General features: G+C 62.8%; 16 protein-coding genes. 5 read left to right on the forward strand and 11 right to left on the reverse strand.

The genetic code is table 11. The annotated features are described in order from the left end of the window. The first annotated feature begins 100 nt into the window (after positions 1-100). A complete protein-coding gene (locus tag DSC91_RS26540) occupies positions 101-325 on the forward strand; it encodes a cysteine-rich CWC family protein (protein ID WP_115781578.1) in 225 nt (74 codons plus the stop codon). Between the two features lie 93 nt (positions 326-418). Here the strand turns inward: DSC91_RS26540 and DSC91_RS26550 are convergent, their stop codons facing one another. Continuing rightward, positions 419-2,062, reverse strand: a complete 1,644-nt coding sequence (locus tag DSC91_RS26550) for a tetratricopeptide repeat protein (protein ID WP_115781580.1) — start codon at positions 2,060-2,062, stop codon at positions 419-421. Positions 2,063-2,190: 128 nt separating this feature from the next. On the opposite strand from DSC91_RS26550, the gene DSC91_RS26555 reads away from it, so the two are divergent. After that, positions 2,191-3,501, forward strand: a complete 1,311-nt coding sequence (locus DSC91_RS26555; protein WP_115781581.1) for an ATP-binding protein — start codon at positions 2,191-2,193, stop codon at positions 3,499-3,501. Next, positions 3,498-4,040 (forward strand): response regulator transcription factor, encoded by a 543-nt coding sequence (locus DSC91_RS26560; protein ID WP_115781582.1) that lies wholly within the window; start codon positions 3,498-3,500, stop codon positions 4,038-4,040. Before DSC91_RS26555 ends, DSC91_RS26560 begins: the two co-directional genes overlap by 4 nt. Positions 4,041-4,225: 185 nt before the next feature. On the opposite strand, the gene hslU is transcribed toward DSC91_RS26560, so the two are convergent. The 9 genes from hslU to DSC91_RS26605 all read right to left on the reverse strand — a co-directional run bounded on the left by hslU (position 4,226) and on the right by DSC91_RS26605 (position 13,883). Then, complete coding sequence (hslU, locus tag DSC91_RS26565; RefSeq protein WP_115781583.1) at positions 4,226-5,572, reverse strand: ATP-dependent protease ATPase subunit HslU; 1,347 nt, start codon at positions 5,570-5,572, stop codon at positions 4,226-4,228. 9 nt (positions 5,573-5,581) lie between these two features. Further along, positions 5,582-6,118, reverse strand: coding sequence for an ATP-dependent protease subunit HslV (hslV, locus tag DSC91_RS26570; RefSeq protein WP_006050517.1), 537 nt, complete (start codon positions 6,116-6,118; stop codon positions 5,582-5,584). A gap of 309 nt (positions 6,119-6,427) precedes the next feature. Next, complete coding sequence (gene dksA / locus DSC91_RS26575; RefSeq protein ID WP_012431412.1) at positions 6,428-6,847, reverse strand: RNA polymerase-binding protein DksA; 420 nt, start codon at positions 6,845-6,847, stop codon at positions 6,428-6,430. Between the two features lie 659 nt (positions 6,848-7,506). Next, positions 7,507-8,610, reverse strand: coding sequence for a CobW family GTP-binding protein (locus tag DSC91_RS26580; RefSeq protein WP_115783521.1), 1,104 nt, complete (start codon positions 8,608-8,610; stop codon positions 7,507-7,509). A 241-nt stretch (positions 8,611-8,851) separates the two neighbouring features. After that, positions 8,852-10,054 carry a class I SAM-dependent rRNA methyltransferase gene (locus tag DSC91_RS26585; RefSeq protein WP_115781584.1) on the reverse strand — a complete coding sequence of 401 codons (1,203 nt, stop codon included), beginning with the start codon at positions 10,052-10,054 and terminating at the stop codon, positions 8,852-8,854. Between the two features lie 98 nt (positions 10,055-10,152). Then, entirely contained in the window at positions 10,153-11,076 is a 924-nt protein-coding gene (gene xerC / locus DSC91_RS26590) for a tyrosine recombinase XerC (RefSeq protein WP_115781585.1), read from the reverse strand. 33 nt (positions 11,077-11,109) lie between these two features. Then, positions 11,110-11,829 carry a DUF484 family protein gene (locus tag DSC91_RS26595; protein WP_115781586.1) on the reverse strand — a complete coding sequence of 240 codons (720 nt, stop codon included), beginning with the start codon at positions 11,827-11,829 and terminating at the stop codon, positions 11,110-11,112. Positions 11,830-12,029: 200 nt separating this feature from the next. Beyond that, complete coding sequence (gene dapF, locus DSC91_RS26600; protein WP_115781587.1) at positions 12,030-12,893, reverse strand: diaminopimelate epimerase; 864 nt, start codon at positions 12,891-12,893, stop codon at positions 12,030-12,032. Between the two features lie 105 nt (positions 12,894-12,998). Continuing rightward, positions 12,999-13,883: a lipid A biosynthesis lauroyl acyltransferase gene (locus DSC91_RS26605; protein WP_115781588.1), complete on the reverse strand. Its 885-nt coding sequence runs from the start codon at positions 13,881-13,883 to the stop codon at positions 12,999-13,001. A 270-nt stretch (positions 13,884-14,153) separates the two neighbouring features. On the opposite strand from DSC91_RS26605, the gene metK reads away from it, so the two are divergent. After that, on the forward strand, positions 14,154-15,341 hold the full coding sequence (gene metK, locus DSC91_RS26610) for a methionine adenosyltransferase (protein ID WP_115781589.1): 1,188 nt from the start codon (positions 14,154-14,156) through the stop codon (positions 15,339-15,341). 230 nt (positions 15,342-15,571) lie between these two features. Here metK and DSC91_RS26615 read toward each other — a convergent pair whose 3' ends face one another. Then, positions 15,572-15,940 (reverse strand): hypothetical protein, encoded by a 369-nt coding sequence (locus tag DSC91_RS26615; protein ID WP_115783522.1) that lies wholly within the window; start codon positions 15,938-15,940, stop codon positions 15,572-15,574. Here DSC91_RS26615 and DSC91_RS37645 point away from each other — a divergent pair. Continuing rightward, complete coding sequence (locus DSC91_RS37645; RefSeq protein WP_162831470.1) at positions 15,939-16,103, forward strand: hypothetical protein; 165 nt, start codon at positions 15,939-15,941, stop codon at positions 16,101-16,103. The genes DSC91_RS26615 and DSC91_RS37645 overlap by 2 nt on opposite strands. The last annotated feature ends 191 nt before the right edge of the window (positions 16,104-16,294 follow it).

The following is a 16,294-nucleotide window of genomic DNA, read 5'->3' on the forward strand; positions in this document are numbered from 1 at the left end:
CAGATGTCCCCGTGAATTGGCCGAACGGCCGACTCACGGCGGCGCGCCAGTCGTGGCATCATTTCCTGATACAGGTTGAAGCGAGACCATCCGGCCCCTCATGAAACCGTCAGCTTCCCGCTCCGCAAGCAGCGCGCTTTGCCCGCGCTGCGGTCATGCGTTCGATTGCGCCATGCACGGGGTGCCGTTCGACTGCTGGTGCCGTGAGATGCCGGCACTGCCGGCCGACCGGCTCGATCCGTCTGGCCGCTGCCTGTGTCCTGAATGTCTTGCAGCGGAGATTGCGCGAGCCGTGCAATCCGGTGCGGGATCGGGTTCACTTTGAAGGCGGTGCGGTGCGGTGCGGTGCGGTGCGGTGCGGTGCGGTGCGGTGCGGTGCGGTGCGGTGCGGTGCGGCTCTGGCGGCCGCGTTGCCGGCCTACGCGGCGCGATGCCGGGCGGCAAGCGCGTCCAGATCGCGTGCAACAGCCTCCAGCGCGGGATCCCATTGGCCGAACCGCGGCTGCCGGTAGAGCGTCGCGCTCGAATACCACGGGCTGTCGGGCCGGTCGAGCAGCCAGACCCAGTGTGGATTGACGTCGAGCAGCACCCACGTGCGCTGTCCCAGTGCGCCGCTCAGATGCGCCACGGACGTGCAAACCGTGATGACGAGATCGAGCGTGCAGACAAACGCAGCTGTGTCGTCGAAGGTGGCGAATTCGGCGGTGTAGTCCGACATCGGCAGGCCCGCCGCCCGGGCGGCGGCGACATCTGCCCCGGCACCCGGCTGCAGCGAATAGAACGCCACGCCCTCGCCCTGTATCCCGCCGAAATGTTTCGCATAGCGCTCCCAACCCACCCGCCGGAACGGATTGCGCTGGTGGCCAAGGCTGCCGGTCCACGTCAGTCCGACTTTGAGCCTGGTTTCGCCGGCAAGCCTCTGCTGCCACGAGGCACGGGCTGCAGCGTCCGTACGCAAATACGGAGTCGCAGCGGGGATCGTCTCTTCGCGCGTGTCGAATATGAAAGGCAAGCTGAGCAACGGAATTTCGTAGTCGAACGGCAGCAGAGATTCGACGCCACCGCCAGCCGAGAAGTTGTCGACATGACCACCGAGGCTGCGCGCGAGCAACGCACTCATCTGCGGAAACGAATTCCAGATCAGACGGCCGCCCTGGCGATGAACGCGCTCGGCCAGCAACGGGATGTAGCGGCTGAACTGCAACACATCGCCCATGCCCTGTTCGCCCCACACCAGCAGGGTTTTGCCGGCCAGCGGTTCGCCTTGCCAGGCCGGTGCTGGCATGACGGGGCGGTTGCCGCCCAATTCAGACGAGCCATCCCAACGTGCTTCGTGGGCTTGCCAGCCGTGCGCGTAATCGCCGCGCATGAGCTGCAGCATGCCGAGGTTGGAGCGCATGGTCGCGTCGCTGGGCGCCAATGCGCAGGCGGTTCTTCCGGCTTGCTCCGCTTCGTCCCAGCGTTGCGCTTCACGCAACGCCAGCGCATAGTTGTTATGCGCCAGCGGGCTATGTGACGCGCATTGCACGGCTTTTGCGCCGGCTTCGAGCGCACGCGGCAGATTCAAATTGACGCGGCTTGCATGAGCGAGATTGGTCCATGCATCGCCATGGCCAGGTTCGTCATGCACCGCACTTTCCAGTAATGCGATCTGCTCGTTGAGGTCGCCGCCAGTGAGGGTGAGGGCGCCCGCAAGATTGTTGCGCAACTGCGGCAGTTTCGGATCGATGGCGAGTGCGCGACGATAGGGCGCGATTGCCTCGCGATGCCGGTTCCTCATCTGCAGCGTGTAGCCAAAGCGGAAGTGCGCAAGCGCGCGATGGGGATCGAGTTGGGCAATAATGGCGGCGAGTTCGATCGCGTCGTCGTGACGATGTTGCCCGAGCAACGTAGTCATGAGCGAATCGATGGACTCGTCGTCGAGTGAATGGCGCTGTGCTGCGGCATCGAGCCACCGGGCCTCCGCTTCTGCGGTGCCGTTTTGCCGGGCTGCGACGGCATGTCGCAGGAAAGTCAGGAAAGCTGATGAGGCGTGGGTTTCGCTATCAGAGATTGGCCGCATGGATGAATTTGGGTGGCGCGAAAACCGATGTTGAACAACCGGGGCGCGCAACGCTGTCGCAAAATTCCATGTTACGGGCGCAAGACCGTGAGGTCAGTCGGACTAGTCCGAACCGTTAAACTAAAGTCATGCATCGTATAACCAACACCGGCCGGGTCAACCTCGGTCATCTGTTCTGGCTGCGCAGCCTCGCCATCATCGGCCAGCTGGCGACAATCGCGTGCGTGCAGATCTTCTTCGGCGTGCATCTGCCGTTGCCCGCCATGTTGCTCGTGATCGCCCTCGAAGTGATTTTCAACGGGCTGACATGGTGGCGTGTCTCGCAGCAGCGGCCCGAGTCCAATCTCGAACTGTTCGGCCAGATATGGGTCGATCTCGGCGCATTGTCGGCGTTGCTGTTCCTCTCCGGTGGCACAACCAACCCATTCGTTTCGCTGTACCTGCCGTCGCTCGCGATTGCCGCAGCTGTGTTGCCATGGCATCTGATGGCGTGGCTCGCCGCGTTCGCTGTGGCCTGTTACGCCGTGCTCGGTTTCGATTCAGTGCCGCTGAATCTCGACAACCCGGCGAACCTGTTCGACTACTTTCGCGCCGGTATGTGGGTGAACTTCATGGTCAGCGTCGGGCTGATTGCGTGGTTCGTCGCGCGCATGTCGCGCGCTCTGCGACTACGTGACGCAGCGCTCGGAGACGCGCAGCAGCGCTTGCTTCACGATGAACGTGCCGTCGCGCTCGGCGTGCAGGCTGCCACTGTCGCGCACGAAATCGGCACGCCGCTGTCTACAATTGCGATGTTGTCCGAAGAATTGCGCGATGCCGCTCGAACCGACAAGGGACTCGCGCCATACAGCGCCGATCTGGAACTGCTCGAACAGCAAATGACGCTGTGTACTTCGGCGCTTGCGCGGTTGCGCAGCCGCGCATCGACAACGACCAACCGGCAAACGGTCAGCGAGTGGCTCGAGTCGTTTGCCGAGCAATGGCGCTTGCGTCATCCGCATGTGAAGTTCGAGCGGATCGGCGTGCCGCCGGAGGGTGTCAGTCTTGACGACACGGTTGCCGTCAGTCAGATTCTGACGATTCTGCTCGACAACGCCGCGCGAGCGAGCCGCGATCACGTGACGCTGTCGTGCACGCTCACGGCGCGCGGCGACCAGATCGTATTCGAAGTATGCGACGTGGGCCCGGGTATTCCGGTCACGTTGCGCGGGTCGCTCGGCACGATGCCGGTCGACAGTACGCAGGGCGGACACGGCGTGGGCCTGTATCTGGCATTTTCAGCGGCGACACGTCTGAAGGGCTCGATTGAGCTGGCCGATGTCAGCGAGATCAAGCCGCGCGGCACGCGTGCAGTGTTGAGACTGCCGCTTGCAGCGCGCAAATTATCAGGTGCGGGCCGTCAAGGCACTACGCCATCCAACACGGAGAAACAGGCATGAGCGAAATGAATTTTCTGGTGATCGACGACGACGAGGTGTTCTCCGGCATCCTCGCTCGCGGTTTGACGCGGCGCGGCTATACGGTGGCCGAAGCGCACAACGCGGATGAGGCTATCAAGTTGGCGAACCAGCAGAAGTTCAGCCAGATCACGGTAGACCTGCATCTCGGCAACGACTCCGGTCTTACGCTCGTCGCCCCTTTGCGCGATTTGCAGCCTGACGCGCGCATGCTGGTGTTGACTGGTTATGCCAGTATCGCTACGGCGGTGCAGGCGGTGAAAGACGGCGCCGATAACTATCTGGCGAAGCCCGCCAACGTGGAGACCATTTTGTCGGCGCTGCAAAGCGAAGCGAGCGCGCTGCAAGCTGAAGAGGCGATCGAGCATCCCACGCCGTTGTCGGTTGCGCGCCTCGAGTGGGAGCACATTCAACGTGTGCTCGCGGAGCACGGCGGCAATATTTCGGCTACTGCGCGCGCATTGAACATGCATCGTCGAACGCTGCAGCGGAAGTTGGCGAAGCGGCCGGTCAGGCAGTAAGCGCCGACCCCTGCTCGTCTTTGCGGGCCGGAAAGCAAAACGGGTTGTCTTTCACAAGACAGCCCGTTTTTTTTACGCCTCACACGTGATCGGCCGTGTGCGAGGTGTTCGGCTTTAACGCGGTTTCAATATCGACATCGACATCGACGCCAGCATCGGCATGAGCATCGACGTCTACATCGATATCACAGTACGTAGCGCGACAGATCCTCGTCTTCCGCCACTTCGTTCAGTGCGCGGTCGACATACGCCGCGTCGACCTGCACCGTCTTGCCCGAGTGATTGCCGGCTGCGAACGAGACATCTTCGAGCAGTTTTTCGATCACCGTGTACAGGCGGCGCGCACCGATGTTTTCGGTCTTCTCGTTGACCGAGTACGCGATTTCGGCCATACGGCGAATGCCGTCTTCGGCGAATTCGAGGTGCACGTCTTCCGTGGCCAACAGGGCCTGGTATTGCTTGACGAGGCTCGCGTCGGTCGACACGAGGATCGATTCGAAATCGCCCACCGAGAGCGAATCCAGTTCGACCCGAATCGGGAAGCGGCCTTGCAGTTCCGGAATCAGATCGCTCGGCTTGGCCAGATGAAACGCGCCGCTTGCGATGAACAGAATGTGGTCGGTCTTCACCATGCCGTACTTGGTGTTGATCGTGGTGCCTTCGACAAGCGGCAGCAGATCGCGCTGCACGCCCTGACGCGACACTTCGCCACCGCCCGCTTCGCTACGCGACGCGATCTTGTCGATTTCGTCGAGGAACACGATACCGTTCTGCTCGACGTTCTGCACCGCCTTGGCTTTCACTTCTTCGTCGTTGAGCATCTTGCCGGCTTCTTCGTCGGTGAGGACCTTCAGCGCTTCCTTCACCTTCAGCTTGCGGCGCGTTTTCTTGCCGCCGCCGATGTTCGCGAACATCGAACGGATCTGTTCGGTCATATCCTCCATGCCCGGCGGCCCCATGATGTCCATGCCCACCTGCGGTTGTTCGACGTCGAGTTCGATTTCCTTGTCATCGAGCAGGCCTTCCCGCAGACGCTTGCGGAAGGTCTGGCGCGTGGTGCTGCCTTCGTCCGCCGTATCCGCTGCGCTCGAACTCGCGCCGAAACCGACCGGGCGCGCACTCGGCAACAGGATGTCGAGAATACGGTCTTCGGCCTGATCTTCCGCCTTGGTCCGCACTTTGCGCATTTCCGTCTCGCGCGTCTGCTTGACCGAGATTTCGATCAGGTCGCGCACGATGCTGTCGACGTCGCGGCCCACATAACCGACTTCGGTGAATTTGGTGGCTTCGATCTTGATGAACGGTGCATCGGCCAATTTCGCCAGACGCCGCGCGATCTCGGTCTTGCCGACGCCGGTCGGACCAATCATCAGAATGTTCTTCGGCGTGATTTCCTGACGCAGCGGATCTTCAACCTGCTGACGGCGCCAGCGGTTGCGCAGCGCCACGGCAACTGCTTTTTTCGCGCGGCCTTGGCCGATGATATGTTTGTCGAGTTCCGAGACGATCTCGGCGGGGGTCATGGTGCTCATCGTGGGTCCTTACTCGATCGTCTCGATGACGCGGTTATGGTTCGTATAGATGCACATGTCGCCGGCAATTTCGAGCGACTTCTCCACGATCTCGCGCGGCGACAACTCGGTGTTGTCCGCGAGCGCCTTCGCAGCGGCTTGCGCATAGGCGCCACCCGAGCCGATCGCGCAGATGCCGCCTTCGGGATCGAGCACGTCGCCGTTGCCGGTGATGACGAGGGTGGTGGTGGCATCGGCGGCGATCAGCATCGCTTCGAGGCGGCGCAGCATGCGGTCGGTGCGCCAGTCTTTGGCGAGTTCGACGGCGGCGCGGGTCAGATTACCCTGATGTTTTTCCAGCTTCGCTTCGAAGCGGTCGAGCAACGAGAAGGCGTCGGCCGTGCCGCCGGCGAAGCCGACCAGCACCTTGCCGTTATAGATGCGCCGGACTTTCTTCGCGCCACCTTTCATGACGATGTTGCCCAGCGTCACCTGGCCGTCGCCGCCAAGCGCGACCTTGTCGCCGCGGCGCACGGAAACGATCGTCGTGCCGTGAAATTGCTCCATATGCGTTCCTCTTTGCAAAACGGGTAGGACACGGTGGCGCAGCACCACCGCATGAATCCTGGAAGCGGACGGCGCGCAACGCTGAAACGATCAACCGGTCGGCGCGCGCTCGTGCAACGCATGTCCGACTTATTTTAGGGCGTGCGCGGTCATATCAAGAGCCGGCAAACGGCATAAGACAAAAACACGGGAGCAGGACGCGGGGAAGGTGCGGAGGGCCGCACAAAAGAAAAAAGGCGCACAGATCACCGTGCGCCTCTCGACGAAGCAGCTTAAAAGGGCGCGGAGCCGAAGCCGCGCCGCAGGCGTTCAGTCGCCGAACAGCTTCTGGCGCAGTTCGCGGCGTTCCTGCGCTTCGAGCGACAGGGTAGCCGTGGGCCGCGCGAGCAGACGCGGAATGCCGATCGGCTCGCCGGTTTCTTCGCACCAGCCGTAGTCGCCCGAATCGATGCGCGCGATCGATTGCTGCACCTTCTTCAGCAGCTTGCGCTCGCGGTCGCGCGTGCGCAGTTCGAGCGCATGCTCTTCCTCGATCGTTGCACGGTCGGCCGGGTCCGGCACGATTACCGTTTCGCGCAGGTTCTCGGTCGTCTGGCCGGCATTGCGGAGAATGTCCGCCTGCAGCTGTTCGAGCTTGTTCTTGAAGAAAGCGAGCTGATCCTCATTCATGTAATCCTTGTCGCTCATCTTCAGGATTTCGGCTTCAGTCAAGAGTCGTTTCGTCGTCATCTGGCTTGCTTCTTCAATGTGAGGCAGAACTCTTACATAGTGCCCGCACTTTCGTATTGCCCGCAAAGGCGCCACGAGAACGCTGGGCGCTGGACGGGCACGGACGATGGGCTGTCGGTGACGCCGAAGCGCCCTGCGCCCACGCGCCGGGCGTCGCTACGCCAATGCGGGGCCGAACTCCTCTGGAAACCGTTTCTCACATGCTCCTGAGGCATTGCTTGCCGGCAGCGTGCCTTGTCTGCTGTGCCAGCCGGCATTGTCGGCGTGAGTTCCGGATAAGATTTTCCGGCGCCGTTTCAGGCCCGGCGCGGAATACGCGCTGACCGGGCAATTCGTTGTCATTCTCCAGTGGGCACGTATTGTAACTGAATCACAATCCAGCACCGCAACTGGTGAAAATCCCCTGGCGGCGCACTGATATCCCGAAAATATAACGCGCGCACGGTCAAAAAGCGATGGTCGTGCACGCTTTAATACAGCAGGGTTTTCACGTGCTTTTCACACGGCCGACATTTCAGCACGCTTTCGGCGCATTCTTCCGCATATTCTGCAGACAATTGCCGCGATGCCCGCACGACGCGGGCTCGCGGATACCACGCTGCAGCATGCCGCGTGCCGCGCCATTTGTACGGCCCGGCGCGGCCCGGCCCGCCTGATGCTTACGCCAGGCAGGCGTCCAGGCCGTCGGTGATCAGGTCTTGCGGCAGTTCGATGCCGATGAACACCATTTTGTTGGTCTTCTTCTCGATCGGCTGCCATTTCGCGGCCAGATCGCTGCCCATCATCTGGTGCACGCCCTGGAACACCACCTTCCGGTCGACGCCCTTCATATACAGCACGCCTTTGTAGCGCAGCAGGCGCTCGCCATAGATCTGCAGAATGCCGCCGAGGAAGTCCTCGAGCTTGTTCGGATCGAACGGGCGGTCGCTGCGGTAGACGAACGATCTGATCTTGTCGTCATGGTGCGCGTGATGGTGATGCGCGTGGTCGTGGCCTTCGTGGTCGCACTTGCCGTGATCGTGATCGCAATTTTCGTGATCGTGATCGTCGTGATCGGCATGGGTGTGGCCGTGTTCGTCATGCGCGTGAGCGTGGCTGTGCGCATGTTCGTCTTCGGCGAGGAAGTCCGGGTCGATTTCGAGCTTCGAATTGAGGTTGAAGCCGCGCAGGTCGAAGATTTCCTTGATGTCCGCTTCGCCGAAATTGACGACCTTGATCGCTGCCCGCGGGTTCATGTGCAGCAGGCGATGGCGCAGATCGCCCAGATGCTGTTCGTCGACCAGATCGGACTTGGTGATGAACAGGCGATCGGCGAAGCCGACCTGGCGTTGCACCACTTCGTGCTCGTCCAGCTGGTGATTCGCGTGCTTCGCGTCGACGAGCGTGATGATTGCGTCGAGCAGGAATTCGTTGGCGATCTGGTCGTCCATGAAGAACGTCTGCGCGACCGGGCCCGGATTGGCGAGGCCGGTGGTTTCGATCACGACACGGTCGAAATCCAGTTCGCCAGCCTGTTTCTTCGCCGCCAGATCGCCCAGCACGCGCGACAGGTCGCCGCGGATCGTGCAGCAGATGCAGCCGTTGCTCATCTGGATGATCTGTTCGCTCGTGTCCTGCACGAGGATTTCGTTATCGATGTTCTCTTCGCCGAACTCGTTCTCGATCACGGCGATCTTCATGCCGTGCTTTTCGTTCAGGATGCGCTTGAGCAGGGTGGTTTTGCCGCTGCCGAGAAAGCCGGTGAGGATGGTGACTGGGATCATGTGGGTCGCCTTGTACGTGAGTCTGTGCGTAATCGAAAAGTGCAGCGCGAAAAATGCAGCGCGAAAGGTACAGCTCGCAAGCTGCCGCGAATGCATTCGCGAATCCGGTTTGCCGGGCGTGGCAGCCTGACGGCGCGCGGCCCGATCTAGCCGGATATTGAAACATATCTGTCAAGCCGGCGCTGGCGGCGGGACGAAGCCCCCCGCGGCGCGCGGGAAATAGCCCTGAAGTTATGGGCGATCAGGCAATTTGCAACAGCAGGCCCTTCAGGTATTCGCCTTCCGGGAAGGCGGTGAGCAACGGGTGGTCGACTCCGGCGCCGAGGCGCTTGAGAATCCGTGCATCGACGCGCGCATCGGCCGCCGCGCCGGACACGATCTTCTGGAACAGTTCGGCGTCGATCGCGCCGGAGCACGAGTAAGTGAACAGCAGTCCGCCCGGGCGCAGCAGCTTCATGCCGGTCAGGTTGATGTCCTTGTAGGCGCGCGAGGCGCGGTCCACGTGTTCCCGCGACGGCGCGAATTTCGGCGGATCGAGCACGATCAGGTCGAAGCGTTCGCCTTCGTCGTACAGGCGGCGCAAGGTTTTGAAGGCGTCGGCGTCGAGCCAGGTGGCGCGCTCGGCGTCGAAACCGTTGGCGGCCACGTTCTGTTGCGCGATCGCGAGCGCGTCGCCCGACGAATCGATCGACACCACGCGCTTTGCCCCGCCTTTCAATGCCGCCAGCGAAAAGCCGCCGGTGTAGCAGAAGCAGTTCAACACGTCGCGATCTTTCGCCAGCTCCTGCACCAGCAAGCGGTTGTCGCGCTGGTCGACGTAGAAGCCGGTTTTGTGGCCGTTGCGCACGTCGACGTGATAACGCACGCCGTTTTCGCTCGCGATCAGCGCTTCCGACGGCGCTTCGCCCGCCAGCACGCCGGTGATCTGTTCGAGTCCTTCCTTCTGGCGGATCGACACGTCCGAGCGCTCGTAGACGTTCGGGCAGCCGGTCGCGCCGGTCAGCGCCGCGACGATCGCTTCCTTCCATGCTTCGACGCCCGTCGCCATGAACTGGCACACCAGCTGGCTGCGCTGGCCTTCGTCCTCGGCGACGTAGTGATCGACGATCAGACCCGGCAAGCCGTCCGCTTCGCCGAAAATCAGCCGCACGGCGCCGGTGTTGTGCACCATCGTTTGACGATGCGCGAGCGCGCGCTGCACGCGGCGCTTGAAGAACGCGTGATCGATCGGCTCGGCTTCGTCGAAGCTCCACACGCGGGCGCGAATCTGCGAATGCGGGCTGTAGGCCGCGCGGGCGAGAAACCGGCCGTCGTGTGCGCGCACCAGCACGGTCGCGCCGGGCGCGGGATTGCCGTCGACGCGATCGATCGCGTTGGCATAGACCCACGGGTGGCGGCGCAACAGCGATTTTTCTTTCGACGGTTTGAGCGTAACGGTATTCATCAGGGTGTCAGCAGGAGCAGTAGGCCGCGTGAACAAAGAGGCACACGACAGGTGAAGCGAAGGCGGAGACCGTCAGCCGCAAAAGGCAAATTGCGGGATCAGTCGCGTTTTTTGGCGCGCGGATGCGCCTGATCGTAGACGTGCGCGAGATGCTGGAAATCGAGCGCGGTGTAGACCTGCGTGGCGGTGATGCTGGCGTGGCCGAGCAGTTCCTGCACGGCCCGCAGATCGCCGCTCGACTGCAGCACGTGCGTGGCGAACGAATGCCGCAGCACGTGCGGATGCACATTGGCGGGAATGCCGGCGACCAGCGCCGCGCGCTTCACGCGCTCGCGCACGACGTTCGGCGACAGCCGATTGCCGCGCGCCGAGAGAAACAGCGGATGCGGATCGTGCCTGACCATCTGGTCGCGCACCGCGAGCCACGCGTTCAAGGCGTCGAGCGCCTTGCTGCCGACCGGCACGATGCGGCGCCGGTTGCCCTTGCCGAGCACTTCGACTTCGGCGGAATCGAGTTTGAGCCAGCCCGCGGAGCGGTAGTCCTCGGCATCGGCAAAACGGGCGTCGAGGCCGACCAGTTCGGACAGCCGCAGGCCCGACGAGTAGAACAATTCGAGCATCGCGTGGTCGCGCAAGCCTTCGGGTGTCGCGGCGGGCGGGCTCTCCATCAGACGCGTGGCGTCGTCGACGGAAAGCGCTTTCGGCAGCGCCTTGACCTGCTTCGGCGCCCGCACGGTGGCGACCGGATTGGCCGGCAGATCGACGCGGCCCGCGAACCAGCGGTAGAACGCCCGCCAGGACGACAGCCGATGGCTGATCGAGCGCGCCGTCAGGCCGCCGGCATGCGCTCGCGAAACCGCGCCGCGAATATCGACCGCGGTGAGACTTTCGAGCGGCCGGCCTTTGGCCAGCAGTTTGAGCTCTTCGAGTTCGTGGGTGTAGCCGCGCAGCGTGTGCGCCGACAGTCGCCGCTCATGTTCGAGATTCGACAGATAGGCGGCAATCGGGTCGGCTTCGGTCACGATGGCTTTTGCGGGATCGGCGGATCAGCGGCTTTAGCGCGGCAGCAGACGGCTCAGCGCCGCGCTTGCCAACGCGCCGATCTGCGTCAGGAAATCGGTTGCCATGCCGTCATGGAAGCGGCGGGCGTCGGCCGAACCCATCACCAGCAGGCCAAAGGTGGGCGCTTCTTCCTTGCCTTCGGGGTCGCGCAGCGCGAGCAGCGCGATCGATTCCGTGGTGTGCGCGGACTCGCCCGTAGCGCCTGGGGACCCGTCGTCGCTCACCGCCGACACCGCCGGCGCCAGCCACTGCGCCGCTTCGAAGCCGGTGTTCGCGCCACAGTACGGCGTGGTGAGGCTGTTCGCGAAGATTCGCACTTCCTCGCCGACATGGCGCGCGAACTCGGCCTGTGCATAGGGCTCGGAGACATCCCACACACGCAGTGCGGCTTGCGGCACATCGAAAATATCGCGCAAGCCGTTGGAAATCGTGCGCGGCAGCGCGTACGGATCGCGCTCGGCCATCACGCGGATGGTCCAGCGATTGAATTTCGACGCGATGCTGTCGTTTTCGTGGCCGCAGCGCAGCAGTTCGGCCAGACGCCGCTCGAGATGCTTGTTCTTGTCGCGCAGCATTTCCATCTGGCGCTCCTGCAGCGACACCGCGGCTTTGCCGTGCGGGTTCGCAAGCCGGATCGTTGCGAGCATTTCCGCGTGTTCGGCGAAGAAATCGGGGTTGGCGAGCAGATATTCGGCGACTTCGCGATCGTTCATGGTTTCGGCTAAAGGACTACGGGACGACGCCTTCGGGCGGCGCATCGGTCATGCGTTCGGTCGGCCGGTGAAAGAGCTGCCTGGTCCGGCTCTTCATCGGCTGCTTCACTGGCTTCTTTAACGGCCTGTTCGAGGCCTCGTGTCGGGTACTTCCTCGGCCGATCGCTCGGCCGCTGAATCGGGTAGTGCGCTGGCGCGGGTCAATCGGCCAGTTCGATTTCGCCTTCGAAGACGGTTGCCGCGGGGCCCGCCAACAACAGCGGCGCGCCGTCTTGCGTGCTATCCCACGTGATGGTCAGCTTGCCGCCGTGCGTGTGCACCAGCACCGGCGTATCGAGCAGGCCGCGGCGAATGCCGGCGGCGACTGCCGCGCACGCGCCCGTGCCGCACGCCAGCGTTTCGCCGGCGCCGCGTTCATAGACCCGCAGCTTGATCTCGCTACGGCTAACGATCTGCATGAAACCCGCGTTCACTCGCTGCGGGAAGCGTGCATGCCGTTCGATTACCGGACCTTCGACGAGCACCGGAAAATCTTCGACGTCGTCGACCACTTGCACCGCATGCGGATTGCCCATCGACACCACTGAAATCCAGCGCGTCACACCGTTCACGTCGAGCGGCCAGAGCGTGTCCGCGCTCTCGCGGCGGCCTTCGAGCCCTTTGGCGGCGAACGGTACGCGCTCCGGTTCGAACACCGGGGCGCCCATGTCGACCAGCACTTCGCCGTTTTCCTGCATGGTCAGCACGATAATGCCGTTCTGCACTTGCACGCGCACGCTGCGCTTGTCGGTCAGACCGTTGTCGCGCACGAACTTGACGAAGCAGCGCGCGCCGTTGCCGCAGTGCTCGACCTCGCCGCCGTCGCAATTGAAGATGCGATATCTGAAATCGACGCCGTCCACAGTGGGCTTTTCGACCAGCAGCAACTGGTCGGCGCCGACGCCGAAATGCCGGTCCGCGAGTGCGCGCGCCTGCGCCGGCGTCAGGTTGACCGGTTGGGTGTAGCCGTCGAGCACGACGAAGTCGTTACCCGCGCCGTGCATTTTGGTGAATTTCAGTTTCATCACGCTATTGTAAGTGACGCGCCCGCGGGTGGGCCGAACGCCGCCTTATTTGCCACTTTATTTGCTGCCTGATTTCCGCGTTCAGGCGCTTTTTTCAAGGACCGCTCAGTAGACGCTCGGCTCGCCCGGCGGCCGGGTCTTGAAGCGCTTGTGCACCCAGTAGTATTGCTCGGGGATCAGCGGAATCTGTTCTTCGAGGAACGCGTTCATGCGCCGCGCGTCGGCGTCGTCGTCGCCGGTGGGGTAGTTGTCCCACGGCTTGAAGACCTTCAGCCGGTAGCCTTTGTAGTTCGGCAGCACCTCGCCGATGAACGGCACCACCTGCGCGTGGCCGACCCCGGCGAGCCGCGCGACGGCCGTCAGCGTGCACGTCTGTATGCCGAAGAACGGCACGAACGTCGAGTTGCGCATGCCGTAGTCCATGTCGGCGCCGAGCATGACCGGTTTGCGGTCGCGCAACCAGCGCAGCACGATGCGCGCACTGTCGGCGCGGCTTGCCATGTCCGCGCCGAAGCGGCCGCGCGCGGCTATGGCCACGTCGTCGAGCACCTTGTTGGACATGGGCTGGTACAGCGCGCCGCACTGCCGGTCCAGCGCGTGATTGATGAACACCGAGCCCGCTTCGATGCCGACGAAGTGCGCGCCGAGCAACAGGGTAGGCGGCATGTCCGGGTCGCGCAGGTCGATCTCGCTATCCACCTGCACGATCTTTTCGAGCTTCTTTGCGGACCAGAACCACTGGACGCTGCGCTCGACATAACTGCGGATCGCGTGGCGGAAGTGTTTCTGTGCGATCTCTTCGCGGTGTTCGGCGCTCCATTCCGGGAAACACAAACCCAGATTGATGTGGACGATGCGCTTACGGTTGCTGGGGATCTGATAGAGCAGCCAGCCCAGCCCGTCGCCCAATCGCGCAACCAGACCGTACGGCAACAATGCTAAAAATTTCAGCAGTCCAATGGCCAGATGGGCACCAAGGCGACTCAGCATGCCGCCCCTCCGTTTAGGGCGTCGAGCGACGCTTTGCTCAAGAAACCTGAAGACGGGTCGAAATACAGCACGTGTGATCACTCTGTGACAATCAAAGGAAGTCGCTATAATAAGGGCTTCGCCGAGTTAATAGACAACTTGCGGGGCGAAGCTGGCGGGTGCGATCCATGGCCCTGCCAGTAAGGTAATCCGCTAAAGCGTCGCCGCTTCAAGGCTCCCGAAGCTGGCTACGTGAAACTCAACCGTAACCACAAAACAGGAGTCTGCAACGTGGCAAACGATTATCTCTTCACTTCCGAATCCGTTTCCGAAGGCCATCCCGACAAAGTCGCGGATCAGATCTCGGACGCGATCCTCGACGCTATCCTGACACAGGACAAATATTCGCGTGTCGCAGCCGAGACACTGTGCAATACGGGTCTCGTCGTGCTGGCCGGTGAAATCACCACCACCGCGAATGTCGATTACATCCAGGTCGCGCGCAACACGATCAAGCGCATCGGCTACGACAACACCGATTACGGTATCGACTACCGCGGTTGCGCAGTGCTGGTGGCGTACGACAAGCAATCGCCGGACATCGCCCAGGGCGTGGACCGTGCGCACGACAACAACCTCGATCAAGGCGCCGGCGACCAGGGCCTGATGTTCGGTTACGCGTGCGAAGAAACGCCGGAACTGATGCCGCTGCCGATCCACCTGTCGCACCGTCTGGTGGAGCGTCAGGCGAATCTGCGCCGCGACGGCCGCCTGCCCTGGCTGCGTCCGGATGCAAAATCGCAGGTCACGGTCCGTTATGTCGACGGCAAGCCGCATGCGATCGACACGGTCGTGCTGTCCACGCAACATTCGCCGGACATCGATCTGGCCACGCTGCGCGAAGCCGTGATCGAAGAAGTCATCAAGCCGACGCTGCCGGCCGACCTGATCAAGGGTGACATCAAGTTCCTGGTGAACCCGACCGGCCGGTTCGTGATTGGCGGCCCGCAAGGCGATTGCGGTCTGACGGGCCGCAAGATCATCGTCGATACGTACGGCGGCGCAGCGCCCCACGGCGGCGGCGCGTTCTCGGGCAAGGATCCGTCGAAGGTCGACCGTTCGGCGGCTTACGCCGGCCGTTATGTCGCGAAGAACATCGTGGCGGCTGGTTTGGCGTCGCGCTGCCTGATTCAGGTGTCGTACGCGATCGGCGTTGCCCAGCCGACTTCGGTGATGGTCAACACGTTCGGCACGGGCCGCGTGTCGGACGCGACGATTACGAAGCTGGTGCAGGAGCATTTCGACCTGCGTCCGAAGGGCATCATCCAGATGCTCGACCTGCTGCGCCCGATCTACGAGAAGAGCGCGGCCTACGGTCACTTCGGCCGCGAAGAGCCGGAATTCACCTGGGAAGCCACTGACAAAGCGCTGGCGCTCGCCGAAGCCGCAGGCACCGAACCGGTCGCCGCGCTCGCCTGACAAACAGCGCGTAGCTCGCTTCAGTAAAAAACCCCGCCGGCGCGAGCCGTGCGGGGTTTTTTATTGCTTTCGAAGGCGCCGTGCATTGGAGCGGCGGCGGCGCAAACACGACCGCGGTCGTACGTACTCGCTGCAGTTCAGCGGAGCGCGAGGCCGTTCGTGGCAGGCCTCATACCGCGCTCAGCGGCTCACTTCACCGCCCATTCGCGGCGGCGCATTCAATGACGGATTCAGCGGCTCGCAAACGCGAACGCAAACCAGCCGGTGCTGCCGCTCGTCGACATACGGCGCGGTCGGCGGCTCGTGCTTTGCGGCGCGGCGACCGGTGCACGGCGCGTCGCGGCGAGGCGCAGAGGCGTCGGTTTGCGCAGCAGCGTGCGCAGCGAAAAACGGCGCGAACTGCCTTGCAGACGCAGTGCGGAGAAAAAGGTATGGAACCACGTGCGAATGCCGTCCACCGCTTTGGCTTCGCGCCATTGTTCCCCTAATGCACGGGTGCGGGTGGCATGGTGACGCAGCGCGCGCACGAGATGACGACGCGCGGGACGCGCTGCTTTCAATGCGGCGCGGGTAAGACGGGTGCTCAGAAGAGTATGCATGGCTTCACAAGTAGGCAGCGTGTCGCGCGACGGAGTGTGCGCCAGAAGGAGCACCAAATGTGCCAACGGCGGTGTCGCGATGGACGGTGCGAAAGCCCGGAATTCGACGGGAAAGAACACGGAGGACGGTGGAGACAGCCTTGGCGGCCTGTTCGCGCCGTGAAAGTGCGGGAGGAGCAATCAACATGTGTGCAGGCTACACGCGATTCATGACGTCAGAAAGTCGGTTTTTACCCTGCGAATACGGGTTTTTACGAGGGAAGCGCGACGTGCATGCGTGCGGGGTCGCGCCCTTTGCGGTCGATTTTCGTGCGTGCTTGCCCTGACAGCGTGCCGTGCAAAGCGCCATTTCGC

The organism is Paraburkholderia caffeinilytica, from assembly GCF_003368325.1.
GTDB classification, from domain to species: domain Bacteria; phylum Pseudomonadota; class Gammaproteobacteria; order Burkholderiales; family Burkholderiaceae; genus Paraburkholderia; species Paraburkholderia caffeinilytica.

What these genes read in the sequence shown, in the direction of transcription:
- DSC91_RS26615 (WP_115783522.1), bottom strand. Translation starts at nt 15,940, where the DNA reads ATGCATACTCTTCTGAGCACCCGTCTTACCCGCGCCGCATTGAAAGCA.
- DSC91_RS26580 (WP_115783521.1), bottom strand. Translation starts at nt 8,610, where the DNA reads ATGATCCCAGTCACCATCCTCACCGGCTTTCTCGGCAGCGGCAAAACC.
- DSC91_RS26555 (WP_115781581.1), top strand. Translation starts at nt 2,191, where the DNA reads ATGCATCGTATAACCAACACCGGCCGGGTCAACCTCGGTCATCTGTTC.
- hslV (WP_006050517.1), bottom strand. Translation starts at nt 6,118, where the DNA reads ATGGAGCAATTTCACGGCACGACGATCGTTTCCGTGCGCCGCGGCGAC.
- DSC91_RS26550 (WP_115781580.1), bottom strand. Translation starts at nt 2,062, where the DNA reads ATGCGGCCAATCTCTGATAGCGAAACCCACGCCTCATCAGCTTTCCTG.
- DSC91_RS26560 (WP_115781582.1), top strand. Translation starts at nt 3,498, where the DNA reads ATGAGCGAAATGAATTTTCTGGTGATCGACGACGACGAGGTGTTCTCC.
- DSC91_RS26540 (WP_115781578.1), top strand. Translation starts at nt 101, where the DNA reads ATGAAACCGTCAGCTTCCCGCTCCGCAAGCAGCGCGCTTTGCCCGCGC.
- hslU (WP_115781583.1), bottom strand. Translation starts at nt 5,572, where the DNA reads ATGAGCACCATGACCCCCGCCGAGATCGTCTCGGAACTCGACAAACAT.
- dapF (WP_115781587.1), bottom strand. Translation starts at nt 12,893, where the DNA reads ATGAAACTGAAATTCACCAAAATGCACGGCGCGGGTAACGACTTCGTC.
- DSC91_RS26595 (WP_115781586.1), bottom strand. Translation starts at nt 11,829, where the DNA reads ATGAACGATCGCGAAGTCGCCGAATATCTGCTCGCCAACCCCGATTTC.
- dksA (WP_012431412.1), bottom strand. Translation starts at nt 6,847, where the DNA reads ATGACGACGAAACGACTCTTGACTGAAGCCGAAATCCTGAAGATGAGC.
- DSC91_RS26605 (WP_115781588.1), bottom strand. Translation starts at nt 13,883, where the DNA reads ATGCTGAGTCGCCTTGGTGCCCATCTGGCCATTGGACTGCTGAAATTT.
- DSC91_RS26585 (WP_115781584.1), bottom strand. Translation starts at nt 10,054, where the DNA reads ATGAATACCGTTACGCTCAAACCGTCGAAAGAAAAATCGCTGTTGCGC.
- DSC91_RS37645 (WP_162831470.1), top strand. Translation starts at nt 15,939, where the DNA reads ATGGCTTCACAAGTAGGCAGCGTGTCGCGCGACGGAGTGTGCGCCAGA.